Origin of the sequence: Synechococcus sp. MIT S9509 (assembly GCF_047303035.1) — a bacterium.
Lineage (GTDB): Bacteria > Cyanobacteriota > Cyanobacteriia > PCC-6307 > Cyanobiaceae > Synechococcus_C.
The window spans coordinates 77273-97617 of sequence record NZ_CP138940.1; the positions used below are offsets into that span (position 1 = coordinate 77273).

The window sequence follows — 20345 nt, forward strand, 5'->3', positions numbered from 1 at the left end:
TCTACATTGATGGCCAACTAATTACTAAGCTCTCACAACAAAAAGTACTAGCTCTGGACGCAAATGCTGAAATTTTAACCGCATAAAAGTTTTTTCAAATAATAAATATGCTTACAACTATGAAAAAATTCATAAAGCCTACATCATGCTATGGACAGTAGCGAGAGGAAAGAACTATGAGCTAAATTCGATTGGCATAGAAATCAAGATAGAGGCTCATGAAGATAATTCTGCAACGGACAATTATATGAATAGGTAACGGACACCAAAAGTGGTCCGCTTACAAAAGAAACAAACGAGATTGATTGAATCTGGCAGATCAAAAACAATAATCTATTTAAGACCGCGCTCTCGCTTCTCTGCCTTCCTGTTGAGCCGCTTTTGAATGATATAAAAATCATAACCGTTCTCAAAATGTGAGGATAGCATTCACTTAATTGAAGGCGCATCAGCCAAAGAATCCTTTAAATCAGATGCTGAAATCCTACTGAGTTCGGCTTATTGCGAAGCAAAAAAGGTGCGTTTGGGATGCATGAGCTGGTTGTAAATAGGCTTGAAGAAATGGCAAAAGACAATTTGTTGCGGGCTGAGCAAGCGGGTGTTTTGGGAAATGATTTAAACACGTCTCTTAAGTACGGTCTGAATGCGGATTACAAAAATCACGCTTTAGTCGCTTGAATGAGCGAAATAACTGAGCAAAAAGACTGGTTAAACTAGAAGATCTAAGACAATAATTTACCACTTTTAATAGAACCTGCTCAGAGCATCACGCGCGTAATTCATGTTGATAAAAGCTTGCTTTTGAATTCACACTATATTCCAATCAAAACAGCAAAAAACCATTTGCAAATTACCGAGCTGACTAATTAAAGCTTCTCTTTGGGTGCAGCTATTGGATAGGTCTATGATAGATTTAGTGTTGCTTAAGATCAAGTTGGGAATCGATTTATATGTCTACGCATGCTAGCTTAATGAAAACCATACTATATAATTATTAATTAGTATTTTCTTTGGATAAGTAAAATAAATCAACAAAACATGAAGCCTTTGGCTGGGCGATTGAGTTCAGCCCATAATATTTTTTTAATATTTATCCAGTGAACCCAGTGGAATTTGGTCATGGGCTTAGTGCATATTTTTACTTGAAAACTTACGCGTGCGAAATATAATAGATATGAATAATCAATTTGCTATGACTTCGCGAGCTTTTGATTCTGGCAAGCTTGATGTCAAAAAGTCTGATACAAAATACACTGTAAGACTTGTAAAAACAAGTAATCGACAAAAAAAGGTTTTCGAAAACTCTTTTGCAGTAGCATACCCCAACGATAAGCCCCTTAGTTTATCATCAAGCGAAAAGGACAAATGGAAATTTGACCCATCCTTTCGCAATAATAAAAGTGATGAAGAAAACACATACAATTATATGGAACTTCATCGCTTGAGATACGCGGGAACTAATACCAATGCTGACCTAAGAAATTATACCTTAGAAGTTGTAACAAATAATAATCAAGTTAGGCCAAAAGAAATGCTGCTCTACGTCGGTGATGCATTTGCATACAACGATGATCCTATAAGTACGTCTGGAGGTAAAAGTAAATTTGTTTTTAATCTCGCTACCGCTACAAATAGCGATGGCGTAGTTGAAGTTGCAAATTTTCTCAAAAAAGGGGAAGACAAAGGAGTACGCAACTTTACTTTACAGCCGAGATATAAGGATAAGCCAGAAGATTTTGGCGCTGATTCAATTGTAGTATCAACTGGACCTGAGTATTATGAACCTACTAAATCTGACAATATTCAGACAATTTTAGCGAGTAATTTAGCTAATGGCACAATTAAGGACATTGACGTAGATCTTGGCGCCCAGGGCGTAAAAAAATATGAATACAAAATTGGTTCAGTGGCTAAAAACATTTTAAGTAAGAGTAATTCAGAACTAAAGCAAGATATTCATCTAGTAATAGATGGCAAGGTTAATGCCGCCACGAATTCACTTAATCAGTTTCTGATTTATAGGGAAAAAGCTAAAAAGGGTGATCCGCTGAATGAATTCACTTCAGTAGGAGTTGGTTTTAAAAATAAGATTTCAGTAACGGGAGACTCTAAAAATCCCTTAAATTTACCTATAATATCTGGTGCTGAATTAAAGCCTTGGAACTATGCCTCCACGCCGGAATTAGGGATATTCGAAAACGCATTGCTTCAGCTCTTCTCTAGTTTCGACGGAAGCGATGGACCCTCAATTGCAGTCCAAGGCATCCAATTCGGTGATGCACCAAAACGTCATATGGGCTCCGTACAACTTAACTCAAAGTTTCAAGGTGATATTGTCACGCAAGATAGATGGTCAAAAAACGGCAAAGCTACAGGATTCGAAGACAGACTTAAGGAGGTCATAAAGGCTGATGTGAAGCAAAGTGGGATATACGATTGGAATTATGGACTTACCAAAAATGAAGTCCTATTTCAGGACAATCAGTTGGTCGCCTGGTGGGGACAAAGCGATGGGTTGGAATCTCATTCTCCCAAGCTAACTCAAAATAAAATCTTTTATTTAGTTGGTGATGATGCAATCAAGGTAAATTCTCGAGATGGAAAATACTTAGAAACTACTATACACAGTGGTCCTTTCGGATCCGCAGCCAATATTAGCAGTTTTGGTTTGAGCAATGGCCCTGTAAATAACAACACAATAGAACCTTATATTCACCGCACGATTCAATACGCTGACGAATATTCTGAATTTGGAGGAACTATTGCGAATAGAACTTATTTCAGTAATGAAATGGTAGACCCAGAAGGTAAAATTCCCGCCGGTATTAGTGATACTACGATACAAAATTTATACATACCACAGATGGATGATAATGGTTTTCAAGGCAATCAATATTATAGGCAAGGCATAATTGATACGACGCAGAATAATTACACGGTAGGCTTCGGCGCACCCAATTGGGGCAATGTCGTAAATAAATATAGATATAATGCGGGAGGTTATGCATTCAATAACTACCAAAATTATTTAGCAGATTACGTGAAGGATGTGATGGGGCTTGATCCAGCATTTAAAATTGCATTTTATCCCAACTTTAACGAGAAAAATGATCTCTATCAGTTCACTTTCGACATGGAGGATGGCTACGCCAATGAAGCAACTGAACCCTTTTTAACAAGTAAGCAGTTCATGTTTCAGATTGATCGAAATGAAAATGTGGTGCTATTGAAAGATTCTAATAATAATAATTATCGCCAATATATTGATGTTAAAGGCATTACGATCAATAGAAAGAAAGTTGAAAATGCTCTTGAGCAAGATTATGTTGCCGGTGATGCTTTCCAGCAAGATACTGCTAGCGAAACAAATGAGCTTCAACCAGACGTTTTAACTGGTGTGGCTAGTAGGTTTAGTGAAATTCTTTCGACCAATTTTAATGATAATATAAATGCTAATGATAAGCTTGTCTATAAAGGTAGTGACGATTTTAAAACTCATTTTGTGATTAAAGATTCAGAAAATGATGGCATTATCAATGGAGGAACAAATTATGCATTGTTTATCGCAAGAAAAGGCGAAAAATTAGCCGATGTTTTTGAGTCCGAGTATTCCTTGGAGTCCATCCCTTTTCAAACAACAGGCGGCACTAAGTACTTTGTGAGTTTTGATAATAGTGCTATTAATAGCTTTATATATAGCCGGCAATCCAATCGCGAGTACCAGGCAATACTTGGTGATCTCGACAATAAAGAAGCTGTTCTCGTTAAAAATATTGGAAGCCTTGCTAAGGATACAAGCGACAAATTTGACTCTCAATACTTGTCTTTGATGATATAGTTTTTAGAACAAGCTTGCTTGCGCTAGGCACGATAGGTGTTGATTTGATTAAATTGAGCACCAATAGTTTAGTTAGCAATATCTAAATTAACCACTATTTAAAATTTCTATGCGCACGATTGTTGCGAAATGATAGATAAGAAGTTTGTATTCTGGAACCTTTGGCCTTGCATTTGATTTTATAAAAAGACATGGTTGTGAACTTTGTTTGCTTCAAGGGCGGGCATTGGGCCTGATTTTTACTTCTGAAGATGACTCAAATCATGCAAACAGGAATGCGTTCTCTCTTTAGCCCCCCCCCCCCCTAAACGCCAGGAAAAGCTCTGACGTTCTCTTCAAGGGTTAGGAGAGTGCGAAGGATGGCAATAACTAGTGACTTTCTATTTTCATTATTCAGATGACGTTGATATTGGCATTCCTCTAAGCCGAGAGATTGCTTGGAGAAGAGTTACTAATTGCCATGACTAGATTTTGTCAGCCATGGCCAAAACTCAAGTTTTGTTGAAGTAGGTCTTGTTGGCGAGTGCGGGGCAGCGTTCTCTCAGCATTGGGGATGGGGACCTGACCCCATGATCGCTGTTCAGCTCAGGCATTGCTGTCTTCTCAGGCTGCTTCAGACGTGGTTGATCCGAGAGCTGCATCAGGCGAGCCCCACCGTGTCCTTCGCGAATTTCAAGACTTGGCGCAACTTTGAGGTGTTCACTCAGACCATGGCTACGTTGCGTTTGTCGGTTGGGTTGGTATCACCGATGGCCCTGGTGGACTGGCTCTGGATTGTTCATCCGGTGTTGGCGGTGGTGTTGATCTACCCCCTCACCGGGATCGTGATACGACTGTCGGTGCAGACACGATCCCGGCGGCTGAAGACCGCGAAACCGCCTCCGACCGTTGGGCGTGATCACAGCGATCTCGGACGCTGGCTTGCTGCGGGTGTGGTGGTCCTGGTGATTGTTGCGCTGATCGTGGCCATCGCTACGCATGCGCCTCTGGATCAGTTTCAAGGCGGTTGGCGTCGTGCTTTCACACTTCTGCTGGTGCTGATCGGAACCCTGCTCAGTCTTGGGGCGCTGTGGATTGCCAAGGCCCCCGGCCTGCGGCTGGCCTTCGTTGTGATCACCTGGGCTGGTGTTCTCGGCCTGGGAGCTCAGCCGGAAGTCTGGAGAGTGTCCGATGACCCGTTCTCTTCGGGGTTCTGGCAGTCCCATTACTGGTCGGGTGTCGCCGTTGTGGGCCTGATGCTGTTTTCTCTCGGTGCACGGCCGGAGATTCTGCGCAACCTGCGCCTGCGCCGTCTGCATGTCACGGCCAATGTGCTCGCGGCCCTGTTGTTCGTGGTCCAGGGCATCACGGGGACCCGTGACCTGCTGGAGATTCCACTGAGCTGGCAGAAGCCGACGATCTATGCCTGCAATTTCGAAGCCCGAAGCTGTCCGCCGCCAGCACCTCTCCCTCCCGCGTCCGAGCCTTAAGGGGATGGGTTACTGCGTTGATCACAAGCCTGACCCGCTGAATCCGGATGATCCGGATTCCAGGGCTGGGGTTCAATGACTCCGAAATCCTTCACCACCTTGAAGTTGCCGGTGTCGTCGGCCTGGCCCAGCAGGGAGCGCTTGTTCAGATGTTGACTTGCGGTGATGGTCAGCAAGCCCTGCGGAGCCTCGTAGCTGGTTCCGATCAGCTGTTGACGTACGTCTTTGGGATCGGTGCTGCCGGCACGTTCGGCGGCGCGAGCCCAGAGATGCACAAGGCTGTAGGCCGCTTCAGCGGGGTCGTTGATCACCCGGTGAAATCCATAGCGACGACGAAAGCGCTGCGCGAATGTTGTGGAGGCGTCACCAGCCAGCGATTGGAAATAGCTCCAGCTGGCATAGGTTCCCGAGGTTTTGTTGATGCCGATCGCAAGAGCCTCTTCCTCCGAGACGGACAGGCTCAGGAGTGATAACCCGTTATCGACCGCTTGCGGGCCAATGAGGCCGTTGCGAAAGAGCTGCTCAAAGAAGGCGAGGTTGCTGTCGCCGTTGAGCGTGTTGATCACAACGACAGGCCCACCTGCACTGGCTTGTCGAATGCTCTCGACCAGTGGGTTCACCGCAGCACTGCCGAGCGGGAGATAAAGCTCAGCAAGCACGGTTCCACCTTCCCGTTGCACCTGGGCGCGCATGATGCGATTGGCGGTGCGGGGATAGACGTAGTCCGAGCCGATCAGCAGGACGCGTTTGCTTCGATTGGCCAGCATCCAGTTCAGGGCGGGTTCTGACTGCTGATTGGGAACCGAGCCGCCGTACACCACAAAAGGTGAGCACTCCTGACCTTCGTACTGCACCGGGTAAAACATCAGCGCGTTGCGTGCCTCCAGAACGGGCAGCATCGCTTTGCGACTGGCCGAGGTCCAGCCTCCGAAGATGGCCACCACCTGCTGTTCATCCAGTAACTGTTCGGCCTGGCGGGCAAAGGTGTCCGGATCGGACATGCCGTCTTCCTCGACCGGCTGGATCAGCACGCGTTGGCCATTGATCGTCAGCCCGCCGCTGGCGTTGATGTCCTCGATCGCCAGTCGTTCGGCTTCGGCAACCGTGTTTTCCGACAAGGCCATGGTTCCGCTGCGGGAGTGGAGCAGGCCCACGCGCACCACGTTGTTGTCGGTCTTGGATCCGCCTTGAGTGCAACCGCTGATCAGCAGAGTGATCAGCAGTGGGAACAGCTTCTTCCGCTTCATCGACTTCCCCAGCTGACCAGGGCGGTCAGCACCAGCGCAGCGGCTGAGATGATCTGAAAACGCATGTCCGCTCGATTGATCCGGCGCATGGTGTTGAGCTTCTGGTCGTCGGGCGCGGCGGCATAGGTGTTGTATCCCCATGTGAACAGCGCGAACAGGGCCATGGCGATCAGATAGCTGGCGGTGAACAAATCATCGAGAAAGGTGGTGTAGGGAAGTTTCGGAAGCGAGGAGTGATACGACTGCTGCAGAAAGATGAGTGTGAGCAATGCCGTGGATGGGATGGCGAGCCGCACATCGGACAGTGTTCCCTCCACGGAAGGAGCCATCAACACAATCGAGTTGATGATCATCAGCGGAATGACCCAGTTCACGATTCCAGGCCAGAGATTCGACTGGTAGACCACTTCGAGTCGCACCTGGCTCATGTGCGGTCGATACCAGGTGCCTCGACGGTTATTGGTGCGTCGCAGATAGGGCGTGAAGTTGGCGCTTTCGAGCTGATAACCGCTCAGTGAGCCAAGCTCGCCAACCAGGTTGTCGTTGTGAGGTTCGGGCAGCAGGCGCAGCTTTTCGTATTTCTGAGACGTCCAGAGTGGTTTGAGTTCAACAATGATCGGCAGTCGCAGGATGTCGAACGGATCACGGCGGAAGTCGACCTCGTCGTCGTAGAAGCGGCTTGAGAAGTGATAAAGCTGCTGGCGTCTGCCGCCGGAGAGCTCTCGTGGCGCCTCCGTGGATGGTTCGAAGGTTGAGTCCCACGTTTCGATGCGGTTGGCCAGTGCGATCAGTTCGCCGGGATCGTTGCCATGTTTCTGCAGCAGCGCTTCCACCTCCGGGAGCCATTCCAGCCAGATCTCTCCGTCCGCTGTGAATGTGCGTGAGTTCAGATTCAGCTCATAGATCTTTTCAAGATGGATGCCGGCATAGATGAACGGGTGCTTGCGCACCAGCTCTTCCGAGAGCCTGACCTCCTCGAGGCCGGAGGGGCCCTCCATCAGTTCATTGACGGAGCTGCGGTCGAGCAGCTCTGATGAGTCCTGGCCGATGAAACCGCGTCCGCTGAGCAGCAGTGCGATGCTGAGCGCTGCGAGAAGCACCCATACGAACAGGCTTGGACGGGGCAACCTCCGCATCAACCGCTGCTCATGCCCTCACTGATGACTTCAGGATGGCTTTTTGAATTGGGCCTGTCAGTGCAGTGGTCTGCTCAGAGAACCTGAACCACTTCACTCACTTCGGGAATGCATTCGCGCATTTTGCGCTCGATTCCCATCTTCAAGGTCATGGTGCTGCTGGGGCAGCTGCCGCAGGCACCCTGCAATCTCACTTTGACCACAGGTCCATCGATCTCCACCACTTCCACATTGCCGCCATCGGCCATCAGGAACGGGCGCAGTTCATCGAGCACCTTTTCCACATTTTCAGTGCTCAGCGGCATCGTTTCGGTGCTCATGGCCGGTTCGGTTGCGTGCTTTCCCACAGGGTAGGCAGGCAAGTGTCCGGATGGATTCATACCCTGAGAAGCAGGATCACCCGACGCGATGGATCGTTACGACGCCGTGCTGGTGGGAGCCGGAATGATGAGCTCCACCCTGGCTTCGTTGCTGCATGCCCTCGACCCGGGCATGCGCCTGCTGCTGGTTGAGCGTCTCGAGGCGCCGGCGCTGGAGAGCAGTGCCGCGGTCAACAATGCCGGCACCGGCCATGCCGCCAACTGTGAACTCAATTACACCCCTCAGCAGAGCGACGGAACCGTATCCGTTGATAAGGCCCTGGGGATCAATGCAGCGTTCGAACGCAGTCTGGAGTTCTGGGCCTCTCTCTGTGAACAGGGTGTTCTGAACCCCGGCAGTTTTCTTCACCAGGTGCCCCATCTCAGTTTTGTCTGGGGTGAAGAGGATGTGGCGTTTCTTCAGCAGCGGCATCGGCAGCTGCATGTGCTGCCGGCATTCGCGGCGATGCAGTGGAGCTCGGACCCCGGGCAGATCAGCGACTGGATGCCTCTGGTGATGGATGGGCGACGCCGCGGTCAAACGCTTGCAGCCACCCGCATCGAGCGGGGACTGGATCTTGACTTCGGGGCTCTGACCAGGGCACTGCTGCTGCCCCTGCAGACCGCTGGAGCACTTCAGGTGATGTACGGCTCCTCGGTGCAGGGACTGCGGCGTCCGTTGACGGAGTCAATGACCAGCTGCGACTGGCAGCTTGATCTGCGCGGTCCGTCGGGCCGACGCAGGGTGCAGGCTCCGTTTGTGTTCCTCGGCGCCGGAGGCGGTGCTCTGCCACTGCTGCAGAGCAGTGGCATTCCCGAGGCGGCCGACTACGCCGGCTTCCCCGTGAGCGGCCAGTGGCTGGTGTGCGGTGAGCCGGGGCTTGTGGAGCGCCATCACGCCAAGGTGTACGGCAAGGCGAAGGTGGGCGCACCGCCGATGTCGGTGCCGCATCTCGACACCCGCTGGATTGAAGGCAAGCGCTCCTTGCTGTTTGGTCCGTTTGCAGGGTTCAGCAGCAAATTCCTCAAATCAGGCTCCCTGCTGGATCTGCCGCTGTCGGTGCGCCCCTCCAACCTGCTGCCCATGCTGCAGGTGGGGGTTGAGAACCTGCCTCTGGTGAAATACCTGATCAATCAGCTGCGCCAGAGCGAAGCCGACCGGATGGAGGCCTTGCGCGCCTTCCTCCCACAGGCCAACGCGCAGGACTGGAGCCTTTCGGTTGCCGGTCAGCGGGTCCAGATCATCAAACGCACGCCCGATGGTGGACGCCTGCAGATGGGCACTGAAGTGGTGAGTGCCGCGGATGGATCACTGGCGGCGCTGCTGGGTGCTTCCCCCGGGGCCAGCACCTCCGTTCAGATCATGGTGGAGGTGCTGGAGCGTTGCTTTGCTTCAAAGCTGGCCACTCAGGCCTGGCAGGAGCGTCTTCGACAGCTGATTCCCACTTACGGGGAGGATCTCAATGCCGATGAGGAGCTGTTGCGTCGCACCCGCGAGCGCAGCAACGCCCTGCTGGGTCTAAGCGTCTGAGCCTTCCTGTTTGCGCATGCGCTGCTGAATCACGCCCGCCACAATCGCCAGGCCGAACATGCCGAACACGGCTCCGACCAGCAGCAGTTTGCCGCCGCTGAAAATGCCAGCGCCCAGGGCCACGATCGGCCCACTGCTCAGCAACACACTCACCAGCAACGGCAGCGCGAAGGCGCGCCAGGGGATACCGCCGAGGCCTGCGGCGTAGCTCACGAAATCGAACAGGCCTGTCATCAGCAGACCGGTGAGCAGAAATGGATTGCCTTCCAGTTGGTTGCGGCTGAAGCGCTCGATGGTGGTCATCGCCCCCTCTCCCACCAGCTTCTGGATCGGGCCGCGTCCATAGTTGCTGGCCAGCAGGAAGGCCGCCTGGCAGAAGATCAGATCGCAGATCACGATTGTGATGAAGCCCGTCTGGAAACCCAGAAGTGCGCCGGCCAGCAGTGAGTAAGCCGTGCTGGGCAGTGCCGGCAGAATGATGCTCACGCCCCGCAGGAACAGGATTCCCAGAGGGGCCCAGAAACCAAGGCGCTCCACCTGAGCCCGGATCGGTTCGAGCCCGTGCACATTGATCAGGTGAAACAGCACGGCAAGCCCGGCAATCACAGCTGCAATCAGCAGGAATCGGCGAAAGCGGGGCACAGGCAGGCAGGTTCAGCGTGCTGAAGACCTTCCCATATCGATGTCATCTCCTGCGACCACCGGTATCAGTTGATATACGCACGCCCCTGTTGATCAGCGGCCCGGATGGCATCCGCCACCGCTGCGGCGGTGACTTCGAAGGGCTCGTTGTGGCTGCTTTCACCAGGGATGACGGTGCGTTCCGCAATCCGCTGGATGGTTTCGTCATCGTCGGGGTTGATCCCGATCTGCTGCAGGGTGGTGGGGAGTCCCACGGATCGGCAGTAGCTGAAGATCTCCTGGATCTCAGACTGGGGCTGGCCTTCCATCACCAGTTGGGTGTGCAGTCCGAAGGCGACTTTCTCGCCATGGAGCATGGCGTGGCTTGCCGGGATCTCGCTGATGCCGTTGTGAACGGCATGGGCAAGAGCCAGGCCGCCACTTTCAAAACCAAGCCCCGACAGCAGATTGTTCGCTTCCACAATCCGCTCGAGAGCAGGGGTGGTGGCGTGGGCATCCACGGCGGAGCAGGCAGCCGGGCCATCCGCCAGAAGGATGTCGCAACACAGCTTGGCCAGGGCTGTGGCTGTGGTGGTCGGATAGCCCCCCACCACATTGCAGCCATGGCTTTGCCGGCAGCTGCGGGCTTCAAACCATGTGGCCAGTGCATCTCCGAAACCAGCGACCAGCTGCCGCTTGGGCGCCCTGGCCACAACCTCCGTGTCAACAAGCAGCAGCAGCGGATGGCGGTTGTAGAAGCGAAAGCCCTCCACCGCTCCGCCATTGGTGTAAATCACAGAGAGAGCACTGCAGGGGGAATCGGTGCTCGCCAGGGTGGGGGTGATCACCACCGGCAGATCCAGTTCATCGGCCACAGCTCTTGCCGTGTCGGAGGCTTTGCCTCCACCAGCACCCACCACGGCTGAGAAGGGCTGAGTCGCCGCTCGGGCGACCAGACGATTGATCTCCTGCTCGCTGCATTCACCAGCGAATGCCTCCACCACGGGGGTCACACCCACAGGGGGGAGGGTGTCCTGCCAGATCGGCGCCAGTGTTCTGCGGGCCGTGCCACCGGCGATGAACAACACCGGACCGCTCAGGCCGAGGCGCTTCAGTTCCGTGCCCAGTTCCCAGGTGGCGCCGGGACCCTGAACATAACGTCCAGGCGAGGCGAACACCGCCAGTGGACGATGGTGATCACGACTGAAATCTGTGCGATATCCCATGGCCCAGCAAGGCAGTGATCATTCCCTAGCCAGGTCTCAGATGTACGTCAGTAGATGTATGTCAGTGCCGCCGGTGCTGAGCTGTGCTGCCGAAGTTGCGACCTCGCGGTGAGCATCAACCTGGATGACCCCCGAGGTTCACCGTGATCACACCGGCTGTGATCAGGGCCATGCCGATCAACTGACCCTGGCTCGGCACCTGGTTGTAAACCAACAGGCCGATCATCACGATCGCCACGATGCCGATGCCACTCCAGAGTGCGTAGGTGAGGCCCATGGGGAGCACCTGGACCACCCGTGACATCAACGTCATCGAGATGGCGTAAGCCGCCAGTACCACCATGGTGGGAACTGGCCTGCTGAATCCCTGCGAGAGCTTGAGGCAGGAGGTGCCGATCACCTCTGCGCCAATCGCCAGCATCAGCAACACCCAGGGCGAATTCATCGATGTGTAAACCAGGGGCATGAACTATTCAACAGTCCATTCCATCAATCCTTGATTGGTTCAGTTTCGAAAGGAGAGATCAGCCCATGTCTACGGTTCGGTAGACGATTGGTGGTCATGGATTCTGTTGTGCTGTGGTTTTCTCTTGGCAATGACGAACATCGAATCACCCGCTTGATCGGCTTTGAAGCGGAGTCGTGAGCTGGTTATCCAGCCGCTCGAAACGATGTCTGAACGGAGAGAGATCCGAGTGTGTCTGAGTGAACCGACCGAGGAGATCGGTTTCACTTCGATTGCGCTGATTCTGAACGTGCTGACGTGATGGTCCGCCGCTCTCTGGACAGCATCCAGTTGCAGGTTGACCGGTGCGGCAATCCAGAGCAGCCGCGACGCCACTACCGGCGCTGAGTGTTCATCCTGATCAGGCTGTCTTGCTGCTGATCGTTGCTCCCTAGGATTGAGTCAACGCCTTGATCAGCCCTCGACGGGATTCCGCCAACCGCATGACCGACGCACCCGTCTCACGGATCCGTAATTTCTGCATCATTGCCCACATCGACCATGGCAAGTCGACGCTGGCCGACCGTTTGCTGCAGGACACGGGCACGGTGGCCAACCGGGACATGCAGGAGCAGTTCCTGGACAACATGGATTTGGAGCGGGAACGGGGCATCACGATCAAGCTCCAGGCGGCTCGGATGAAGTACACCGCCGCTGATGGAGAGACCTACACCCTCAATCTGATTGATACACCAGGCCATGTGGACTTCTCCTACGAGGTGAGCCGCAGCCTGCAGGCCTGTGAGGGGGCGCTGCTGGTGGTGGATGCCAGCCAGGGTGTGGAGGCCCAGACGCTGGCCAATGTGTATCTGGCCCTGGAGAACGATCTGGAGATCATTCCGGTGCTGAACAAGATCGATCTGCCCGGCGCGGATCCGGATCGCATCAAGGAAGAGATCGAAGCGATCATCGGGCTCGATTGCAGCAATGCGATCCCCTGTTCAGCCAAGACAGGGCTTGGGGTGCCTGAGATTCTTCAGGAGGTGGTGGACAGGGTGCCGCCGCCGGCGGATGCGGTGGATGAACCCACCAAGGCGCTGATTTTTGACTCCTATTACGACCCCTACCGGGGGGTGATTGTGTACTTCCGGGTGATAAGCGGCCGGATCAACTGCAAGGACAAGGTCCTGCTGATGGAAAGCAAGAAGATTTATGAGCTTGATGAAGTGGGAGTGATGGCGCCCGACCAGCGCAAGGTGGATGAGCTGCATGCCGGCGAGGTGGGCTATTTGGCTGCATCGATAAAGGCCGTGGCTGATGCCCGTGTGGGTGACACGATCACCCTTCTGAACGCACCGGCCGATGAACCTCTGCCCGGTTACACCGAGGCCAAGCCGATGGTGTTCTGCGGACTGTTTCCAACGGAAGCGGATCAGTACCCCGACCTGCGTGAAGCGCTCGACAAGCTGCAGCTCTCGGATGCTGCCTTGAAGTTCGAGCCTGAAACCAGCAGCGCCATGGGCTTCGGGTTCCGCTGCGGTTTCCTCGGTTTGCTGCACATGGAGATCGTGCAGGAGCGGCTGGAGCGCGAATACGGCCTGGATCTGATCGTCACCGCACCATCGGTGATTTATCAGGTGAACATGATCGATGGCTCAGAGGAGATGGTGGACAACCCCGCCACGCTCCCCGATCCGCAGCAGCGCGAATCGATTGAAGAGCCCTACGTGCGCATGGAGATCTATGCGCCCAACGACTACAACGGCGCGCTGATGGGGCTTTGTCAGGAGCGCCGTGGTGAGTACGTCGACATGAAATACATCACCACCGACCGGGTGACGCTGATTTATGAGCTGCCGCTGGCCGAAGTGGTGACCGACTTCTTCGATCAGATGAAGACGCGAACCCAGGGCTATGCCTCAATGGAATATCACCTGATTGGTTACCGCAAAAATGAACTGGTGCGCCTGGATGTGTTGATCAACGGTGAACGGGCTGACCCTCTCACCACGATCGTCCACCGCGATAAGGCCTACAACGTGGGCAAGGGTCTGGTGGAAAAGCTCAAGGAGCTGATTCCTCGACAGCAATTCAAGATTCCGCTGCAGGCGTCCATTGGTAGCCGCATCATTGCCTCCACCAGCATCAGTGCCATGCGCAAGGACGTGCTGGCCAAGTGCTACGGCGGTGACATTTCGCGCAAGAAGAAACTGTTGAAGAAACAGGCCAAAGGCAAGAAGCGCATGAAGGCCATGGGCAAGGTGGATGTGCCTCAGGAAGCCTTCATGGCGGTGTTGAAGTTGAATCAGAGTCCGTGATTGGAGGTCTGGAGTCAGAGATCATCCACCTTGATGTATTCGCCTGAGGTTCTGCTCGAGAGAAGTTGCATCCACTCTGAATCAAGCCCAACACTGGTTGCGTTGATTTTGATGGCTTTATTGCCATCGATGACCCGTGAAGCATTTAACGATGCATAGTAATCTGCCACTCCGTCGTAGTCGGAACTGTTCCACGATCCATTGCTTCGATCTTTATTGGGCTTGCCGTCCGAGAGAAAATAAACTGTGTCTGTCAGTTCGTCATTGAATGCATCGTCGAGTGGATTCCATGGCATGGTTCCACCCCAATAGACCGGATCGCTTGAACTGAGGCTGTTAATAAAGGTGATGGCAGATTGTCGGGCCTCAGAATTGGCAGGGCCCAGCTCAACAAGATTGTTTCTGCTTTGAGACCAGGTTTTGTTGTTGCGTTTACCATTGGTGCTGAATGCAGAGAGCCCAATTTTTGTGTAATCAGGCAAATTATTAACGATATTGATCATTTCGTTTTGCAGGGCTTCCATGCGCGTAAAACTGCAGATTCGATATGTGCGGTAATAGCCTTTCTGCGGATCGTAGAAGCGACGCCGTGTGTTTCCATATTCTCCGCTCCAGGCAACACATGCACTCATGGATCCAGATCCATCTAGGATAAATCGAACATTATTGCTGGTGATGTTCTGGAAAAATGCCCCACCACTGTATCCATTTCCTTGATTACCATCAGTTGCATTAAAGCCAAATCTCACACGTTTATCGGCGCGCGCAAATGCGGCAAAATATAAATCCTGTTTGGTCTGAGACTTCGCTGCGTTGGTGTCTTCAAGGAAGCTGGCTGAGATCTGATAAGGATCGTCATTTTTGGAGTCATCGAGCTCGTAGGGGTCGATGAATTTCACCAGTTTGGTGTTGACATCAGTTTGGACTCTCAGAGCCGGTTCCTGAAATTTTCGTGCTGGTGTTTTATCACCAGAGAATTCAAAAGTGACACCACGTAAAATGGTATCCAAATTATTGCTGTCGGGACATTGTTCGTCCTCCGCAAGATCATTGACTTTGCATGGAATTGTTCCGATGTCATCTAAAACAGAGGTGATGAAGAGCCCTGCTTCATATTGTTCATTGTCATTGGGCTGCACCTGATCTTCTTCCGTAACGTACTTTCCATCCATCTTTAGAGGAGCTCCGCAGCGGAGCAATGCATATCCACGTTCATCAGCGCTCAGTCCTATGCCGTAAATGACAGGTTCATCCAGTTCCATCATGTTGACTCCAAACACTGGCTGGAACCCTTTCGCTTTGGATAATCCCTGGCAGAAGCTCACAACATCCTGATGGGGGGTAAGGTCAGTATGTTCCTCACCTTCTTGTACACCATCTGTTCGCACCACGAGTAGATTCATGCTGCGTTCAATCTCAGAGCGCATGAGGCGTACACCTGTGGTGGTGTTTTGTCTGAGTGTGGCCTTGCCATGGGATTCACTGATTAAGGTTTGGGTGCTGCGCAGGCCCATGGATGCTGCGCCAACGATCAGTGTTCCCGTTGTAACTCCAACGAGAAGTTCGGGAATCGTGAAACCTTTTGACCGTTGATTTTGCGTTTTCTTTTGCATTATTCTAGGCATCAAGTGCGTGATGGGTGTACCTATATGCGTTTAATCTGCCATGGTGTCTGCCTTGCTTGGAGAGATAGAGGCTGAATACTTTCTAAGCAAAATCTTAGAATCATCATCATGTTTTTCTGCATGACCCGCTGCTCACCGAAGATTCTGGATTGGCCAGTGCCCAAGTACCTTTTGTGATTTCTCCTGCTCCGTTGATTTCGACACAGCCAATACTCAGTTTGTTTTGACTTGGGATGCAGGATGTTGGATTCTCTGTTGATGCTGCTTGCTCATGGCAAATCAGAAAGGTAATGGTGTCTAAATTTGCCGTGGTGCCTGGGGGCGTTAAGCCAAAATCTGTTTTGCTGACAGCTACGCGAACTTGCTTGGATGCCGGTGTTGATTCCTGTTGAACGAGGCGAAGATTATCCTGCGATTGCCCCGTTAGTTCGCCCAGACGGTTTCCGGGGTAACCAGTCAAGCAGTCAGGGTCATTAGTCTTTTGGCTGATTTCAGAATTACAGCATTGCATGCTCGTCTGCTCATTTTTTCCTTGGCTGAACTCAACAAGAGTTTCTGGTTTTTGAAAAGTAAATGTTGCGGGGAAACTGATTTCACAATTTGTTTTGGTTTGACCCAATTTTGCTTTTAAACTCAACAGCCCGGACTCCAAGGAGTGGACATAGCGATTCACATCCCCCTGTCCGCGATTCCTTGTGATCATTGGAACCGTGATGGCGGTTGATGCTGCAAGCAGCGCCATGGTGACGACCATCTCAATTAAAGTGAACCCTTTGTTTATCTTTTTCATTGCAGGCTATAGCACTGAGAGGAAAAGTTGGGATTGATATCAACGATCCTTTGTTCTGCGCCGATTGATGATTCAGGCGCCTCAAAGTTATATGTAAGCACCAGAAGGTTTGGATCTTCGCTATTCCAGTCCATGGCAACCTGAGGATCAGGGGAGTTGCCAGTTATATCAACATTCTGAAGATGGTTTTTTAAAAACGCACTTGGATTTTGGCAGGCTAGGTTTAAATCAGTGTTCAGGCCTGATTCAGCTTGGATCGACTCTGCTGTGAGGTACGAATCATGCATTTGAACCAGTTGAATATGGTTGTTGATTGCTGCTTCGATCGAGTTACGTGAAGACTGATTACTGCTTGTTGCCATCGATGAAACGCCCATGCGACCCACTCCTGTCATCACGGCAGCAACAACAACTCCTGAGATGAGACTTTCGGCCAGCGTGAAGCCCTCCGCCTGCTTTTTTCTTCTGACCTTGTTTCGAAGTGGTGATGCTCGATCGTTCATGTTCATCAGGGCTGTGTTGAATGATGGATGGCTTTACAAGGGGCTATGTTTTTGAGGTATGGATCTGATTAAGTACATTATGCGATCTTTTGATCTGGCTTAGATGATTGAAGACTCAAGGGTTGCTTTGTATTCAGAGTGATTAATCTGAGTGCATTCTGAGATTTTTTACCAGATTTAAGAATGTTCTACCATCGCTCGAAAGTGTCGAGGCTTGTTCCGCGAATCGCTCGCGTGACCATGCGTCCATACCCTGGATAATTGAAACGATCTTGCCATCCCCAGAGGTTGTTGGCTTTTTCAACGACTGTTGTATTTCCAGATTCTGTTGTCAGTTGGAAGGACGATGGATTATTGAGTGGGTCCACCACGCAAATGCTTGCTGCCCAGGCCAGACCATTTAATGATGCATTATCAGCTCGAATCGTTCCCGTTGGCATATAAAGAAGTGCGTAGGGAAGATTGTCGTTGGAGAAGCTTAAAGATCGCACTTTACTGTCGCAGGCTTGCGTAGGTGCTGCACCCCTGCTGGCCATGATCACGAGTTGTTCAGGTTTTTCATTGCATTTTGAACTGTTTGCACTCACTGCGCATAGCTCGGCGCTGTTGCTCAATTCAATGGCTCTGGTGATTCTTGCATCATCAGGATAAGCAATAGGCTGATCAAGGTGTAAAACAACGGCTCTTGATTCGTCCGTTTCGATGTGGAGAGACTTTGAAGATAACTTGATGTGATCTATATAAACATGACAATCAAACTGGTTAGATTGTTTGCAGATGTCTTGCTTGGATAGGATGATTACTGATTCTTCCGGATCAATCTCGAGCCCTTCTTCTGCCAGTGTTCGAAAATCTCCGGAATCTTCGATTTTTCCTGATGCGTTGAACTTATAATCGCCAAGATCGGTTTTGTCAGCATCGCGCACACACACGGCTTCACCGCATGGCAGGGCGGGGTAGAGGATTAAATTCCCAGCGGAATCAACATCGGGAGCGCCGTCTTGATCGCGATCAGCTGAAGCAGGCGGACTGTCATCAAAGCTCCACATTCGAATAGTGGTCTCACTGTTTTCGGATGTGGTGTCATTGATGGGGTCTTTCTCAAAGAGGGTTGGTGGCGGCATCCCACTGACACCTCGATTCATTTCATTGATATTGATTGGCCAGATTTGATTGTTTCTGGTTTTTCCTGCAAGGTTGAAATTACTAGACCCCACATCATTGAGCAGGGCAGAATCGCTGCAGCTGTTAGCGTATTGCAGCGCGGAATAGTTATTGGTTCTGCTGGTTAGATAAAAAATATGTCCCGGTCCAACAATTTCTGTGTCGTTCAACCGAAGGTTGCGACCACTCATCACACTCCAGTCGCCAACACCGGGAACTTTGGAATTCACATACAAGGATCGGCGTAATAATGCCTGTGCCAGTGTGGTGTCGCCACGCTTTACAACACCTTCAACGTAAAAAGTGCCTTCTCCATTTCCAGCCGTGGCTGTTGTGTCGTAACTGCGGAGTCTGTAGCTAATTTGAATATCGTCTGATCCCCCATCGGATCGGATGCTTCCATCATTGATGACTACTTCTGGCGCCAGATCTTCTGTTCCAGCAGGATATGCTGCAGTGTGTTTTGTGACTGGTGTGCAGAGCTCCACCAACTCAAACCCTTCAGTGTTTGGGAAGGCCCAACCATTTTTTCCTTCGCTGTTGTTGAGGGATAGCAAGAATCCAGTGTAGTTATCCCTATCGTTGCGATTAAGGTCGCCAATGATGCGATTCAGGCCACTTAAAGCCGCAGATTCAGCCATCTGTTGATAACTTTCCGCTGAGCCTAATTTGCGTGCCATGATCTGGCGAATCATGAGCCCTGAGCTTCCAGCAAGCAGAACAGTGCCCATCAGCATGGCCACCAACAGGGCCATCCCTTCTTCTGCTTGGGGGGTTGATGGTCGAATTGATTTTTTGGAAGTGTTGATCAAAGGCAGTTTCTGCATGACTTAGCCACAATTAAGAACGTCTTCATTCTCGATGCCATTGCCAGTTTTTAAATCACTTGCACCGTTGCTCACATTGAAGCAGGATTGTATTGCAAATCGGTTTTCATCAATTTCTTCAGTCTCTGCTGCGTCGCTAATGAATCTGGGTGTTGCTGTTAACGTGTAAACCGAATCAGTTGGGCCTGAGACAGCAAGCTCGTATATTCCATTTGGAAGAATGATTGGTGAGGTTAATTCTCCAGTTGCTGGACCATCGTTGGTCATCACCGCAGCGATGCTGGAAAGCTCATCCCACCTTGTAGGTAGTTCGCCTGTGGCATCGATATAGGCGCTGATGATTGTGGGTATAGACGCAATTTTGGACTGAATTTCTCTTTGGCCACTCTTTCGCATTGACTCCATGTAGTTGGGAACCGCGATGGCGCTCAGGGTTCCAATGATTGATGTTGCAACTACCACTTCAGTGATACTGAATCCATTGAGAAGTATTTTCTTTTTGCTGAATGTAATAAGTTTGTCATGTAACTGGCGTTTCTTGCGCATGACCTGGCCTCGTGTGAATTTGTGAATTTGGCACCTTGTAATCAGCATGGGTGAAACGGCCCATGCTGATTGATTTATCAGTAGTTTGTGAAACTCAACTTGCTACTGCTGTTCCCCATTCTCCAGTCACTTCTCCGTCATCTGAGACTTCAATAACGCAGAAAGTATCCGTATTTCCGTCCGCGACATCTGCTTGGCATTTAGCTCCACCGATATCTGCTGCTGTGAAGGCATCTGTATTCGACATTGCCGCACCAGACTGGCAGTTTGTACCTGCAGCGCCTTCGACAAAGGTTATTCCTGTTGCTGAACTTGCTGATACTGCATCAGGGCTGTCAAGAACTGCATTGGTTGCGCACTCTTTCGCAAGTCCTATAAGGCTGCCGTTAATTGCACCTGCCTCTGCTTTGCTTTTCGTTCCTAAGAAATTAGGAAGTGCGACCGCTGATAGAACTCCAACAATCACAATCACAATCATCAACTCCACCAACGTGAAGCCCTTTTCAAGTGCGTTGCGACCTTTCTTGCGGTTGAGCATGGCCAGTTGCAGTCGGCTGTTGAGAGTGGTCATGGCTAAGGGGTGTTTGTGAATGGTTGAGCACGTCTTGTGCTGACAGATTCAGCATCCCTTTTTTGATTGGGCTATACAGGTAATGAATGGCTAAAGCTCTCTAAGAAGGCTCTTAGGTTTCCTCTCATT

General features: G+C 51.2%; 17 protein-coding genes. 5 read left to right on the plus strand and 12 right to left on the minus strand.

The window, feature by feature from the left end:
- Positions 1-501 precede the first annotated feature (501 nt).
- The 3 genes from SIB73_RS00410 (at position 502) to SIB73_RS00420 (ending at position 5307) form a co-directional block, all read left to right on the plus strand.
- Complete coding sequence (locus SIB73_RS00410; RefSeq protein ID WP_413439661.1) at positions 502-678, plus strand: hypothetical protein; 177 nt, start codon at positions 502-504, stop codon at positions 676-678.
- Between the two features lie 514 nt (positions 679-1192).
- A complete protein-coding gene (locus tag SIB73_RS00415; RefSeq protein ID WP_413403731.1) occupies positions 1193-3838 on the plus strand; it encodes a hypothetical protein in 2646 nt (881 codons plus the stop codon).
- Between the two features lie 749 nt (positions 3839-4587).
- The gene (locus SIB73_RS00420) at positions 4588-5307 is read left to right on the plus strand and encodes a DUF4079 domain-containing protein (protein WP_413406554.1); all 720 of its coding nucleotides are present in this window, start codon (positions 4588-4590) and stop codon (positions 5305-5307) included.
- Here SIB73_RS00420 and SIB73_RS00425 read toward each other — a convergent pair.
- The 3 genes from SIB73_RS00425 to SIB73_RS00435 all read right to left on the minus strand — a co-directional run bounded on the left by SIB73_RS00425 (position 5304) and on the right by SIB73_RS00435 (position 8010).
- Positions 5304-6554, minus strand: a complete 1251-nt coding sequence (locus tag SIB73_RS00425) for an urea ABC transporter substrate-binding protein (RefSeq protein ID WP_413403730.1) — start codon at positions 6552-6554, stop codon at positions 5304-5306. The genes SIB73_RS00420 and SIB73_RS00425 overlap by 4 nt on opposite strands.
- Positions 6551-7690, minus strand: a complete 1140-nt coding sequence (locus tag SIB73_RS00430; RefSeq protein ID WP_413403729.1) for a hypothetical protein — start codon at positions 7688-7690, stop codon at positions 6551-6553. The genes SIB73_RS00425 and SIB73_RS00430 overlap by 4 nt, the downstream gene beginning before the upstream one ends.
- Before the next feature lie 74 nt (positions 7691-7764).
- Entirely contained in the window at positions 7765-8010 is a 246-nt protein-coding gene (locus tag SIB73_RS00435; RefSeq protein ID WP_413403728.1) for a NifU family protein, read from the minus strand.
- Positions 8011-8098: 88 nt separating this feature from the next.
- On the opposite strand from SIB73_RS00435, the gene SIB73_RS00440 reads away from it, so the two are divergent.
- Positions 8099-9580, plus strand: coding sequence for a malate:quinone oxidoreductase (locus tag SIB73_RS00440; RefSeq protein ID WP_413403727.1), 1482 nt, complete (start codon positions 8099-8101; stop codon positions 9578-9580).
- On the opposite strand, the gene SIB73_RS00445 is transcribed toward SIB73_RS00440, so the two are convergent.
- From SIB73_RS00445 to SIB73_RS00455, 3 genes are all read right to left on the minus strand, one after another.
- Positions 9569-10222, minus strand: coding sequence for a TVP38/TMEM64 family protein (locus SIB73_RS00445; RefSeq protein WP_413403726.1), 654 nt, complete (start codon positions 10220-10222; stop codon positions 9569-9571). The genes SIB73_RS00440 and SIB73_RS00445 overlap by 12 nt on opposite strands.
- A 65-nt stretch (positions 10223-10287) precedes the next feature.
- Positions 10288-11427, minus strand: coding sequence for a glycerol dehydrogenase (locus SIB73_RS00450; protein WP_413403725.1), 1140 nt, complete (start codon positions 11425-11427; stop codon positions 10288-10290).
- 115 nt (positions 11428-11542) lie between these two features.
- Entirely contained in the window at positions 11543-11893 is a 351-nt protein-coding gene (locus SIB73_RS00455; RefSeq protein WP_413439662.1) for a DMT family transporter, read from the minus strand.
- 482 nt (positions 11894-12375) lie between these two features.
- Here SIB73_RS00455 and lepA point away from each other — a divergent pair, with 482 nt between their 5' ends.
- Entirely contained in the window at positions 12376-14190 is a 1815-nt protein-coding gene (lepA, locus tag SIB73_RS00460; protein ID WP_413403722.1) for a translation elongation factor 4, read from the plus strand.
- A 14-nt stretch (positions 14191-14204) separates the two neighbouring features.
- Here the strand turns inward: lepA and SIB73_RS00465 are convergent, their stop codons facing one another.
- The 6 genes from SIB73_RS00465 to SIB73_RS00490 form a co-directional block, all read right to left on the minus strand.
- Entirely contained in the window at positions 14205-15803 is a 1599-nt protein-coding gene (locus SIB73_RS00465) for a VWA domain-containing protein (RefSeq protein ID WP_413403721.1), read from the minus strand.
- A 118-nt stretch (positions 15804-15921) separates the two neighbouring features.
- Entirely contained in the window at positions 15922-16605 is a 684-nt protein-coding gene (locus tag SIB73_RS00470; RefSeq protein WP_413403720.1) for a Tfp pilus assembly protein FimT/FimU, read from the minus strand.
- Positions 16602-17108: a type IV pilus modification PilV family protein gene (locus SIB73_RS00475; RefSeq protein ID WP_413439663.1), complete on the minus strand. Its 507-nt coding sequence runs from the start codon at positions 17106-17108 to the stop codon at positions 16602-16604. The genes SIB73_RS00470 and SIB73_RS00475 overlap by 4 nt, the downstream gene beginning before the upstream one ends.
- 188 nt (positions 17109-17296) lie before the next feature.
- The gene (locus tag SIB73_RS00480; RefSeq protein WP_413403718.1) at positions 17297-19099 is read right to left on the minus strand and encodes a hypothetical protein; all 1803 of its coding nucleotides are present in this window, start codon (positions 19097-19099) and stop codon (positions 17297-17299) included.
- Between the two features lie 3 nt (positions 19100-19102).
- Positions 19103-19645, minus strand: a complete 543-nt coding sequence (locus tag SIB73_RS00485; RefSeq protein ID WP_413403717.1) for a type IV pilin protein — start codon at positions 19643-19645, stop codon at positions 19103-19105.
- Between the two features lie 94 nt (positions 19646-19739).
- Positions 19740-20216 carry a type II secretion system protein gene (locus tag SIB73_RS00490; RefSeq protein WP_413403716.1) on the minus strand — a complete coding sequence of 159 codons (477 nt, stop codon included), beginning with the start codon at positions 20214-20216 and terminating at the stop codon, positions 19740-19742.
- Positions 20217-20345: the final 129 nt, after the last annotated feature.

Coding starts and splice junctions, on each gene's coding strand:
- SIB73_RS00415 (WP_413403731.1), top strand. CDS start 1,193: ATGACTTCGCGAGCTTTTGATTCTGGCAAGCTTGATGTCAAAAAGTCT.
- SIB73_RS00420 (WP_413406554.1), top strand. CDS start 4,588: ATGGCCCTGGTGGACTGGCTCTGGATTGTTCATCCGGTGTTGGCGGTG.
- SIB73_RS00425 (WP_413403730.1), bottom strand. CDS start 6,554: ATGAAGCGGAAGAAGCTGTTCCCACTGCTGATCACTCTGCTGATCAGC.
- SIB73_RS00430 (WP_413403729.1), bottom strand. CDS start 7,690: ATGCGGAGGTTGCCCCGTCCAAGCCTGTTCGTATGGGTGCTTCTCGCA.
- SIB73_RS00435 (WP_413403728.1), bottom strand. CDS start 8,010: ATGAGCACCGAAACGATGCCGCTGAGCACTGAAAATGTGGAAAAGGTG.
- SIB73_RS00440 (WP_413403727.1), top strand. CDS start 8,099: ATGGATCGTTACGACGCCGTGCTGGTGGGAGCCGGAATGATGAGCTCC.
- SIB73_RS00450 (WP_413403725.1), bottom strand. CDS start 11,427: ATGGGATATCGCACAGATTTCAGTCGTGATCACCATCGTCCACTGGCG.
- SIB73_RS00455 (WP_413439662.1), bottom strand. CDS start 11,893: ATGCCCCTGGTTTACACATCGATGAATTCGCCCTGGGTGTTGCTGATG.
- lepA (WP_413403722.1), top strand. CDS start 12,376: ATGACCGACGCACCCGTCTCACGGATCCGTAATTTCTGCATCATTGCC.
- SIB73_RS00465 (WP_413403721.1), bottom strand. CDS start 15,803: ATGCAAAAGAAAACGCAAAATCAACGGTCAAAAGGTTTCACGATTCCC.
- SIB73_RS00470 (WP_413403720.1), bottom strand. CDS start 16,605: ATGAAAAAGATAAACAAAGGGTTCACTTTAATTGAGATGGTCGTCACC.
- SIB73_RS00475 (WP_413439663.1), bottom strand. CDS start 17,108: ATGAACGATCGAGCATCACCACTTCGAAACAAGGTCAGAAGAAAAAAG.
- SIB73_RS00480 (WP_413403718.1), bottom strand. CDS start 19,099: ATGCAGAAACTGCCTTTGATCAACACTTCCAAAAAATCAATTCGACCA.
- SIB73_RS00485 (WP_413403717.1), bottom strand. CDS start 19,645: ATGCGCAAGAAACGCCAGTTACATGACAAACTTATTACATTCAGCAAA.
- SIB73_RS00490 (WP_413403716.1), bottom strand. CDS start 20,216: ATGACCACTCTCAACAGCCGACTGCAACTGGCCATGCTCAACCGCAAG.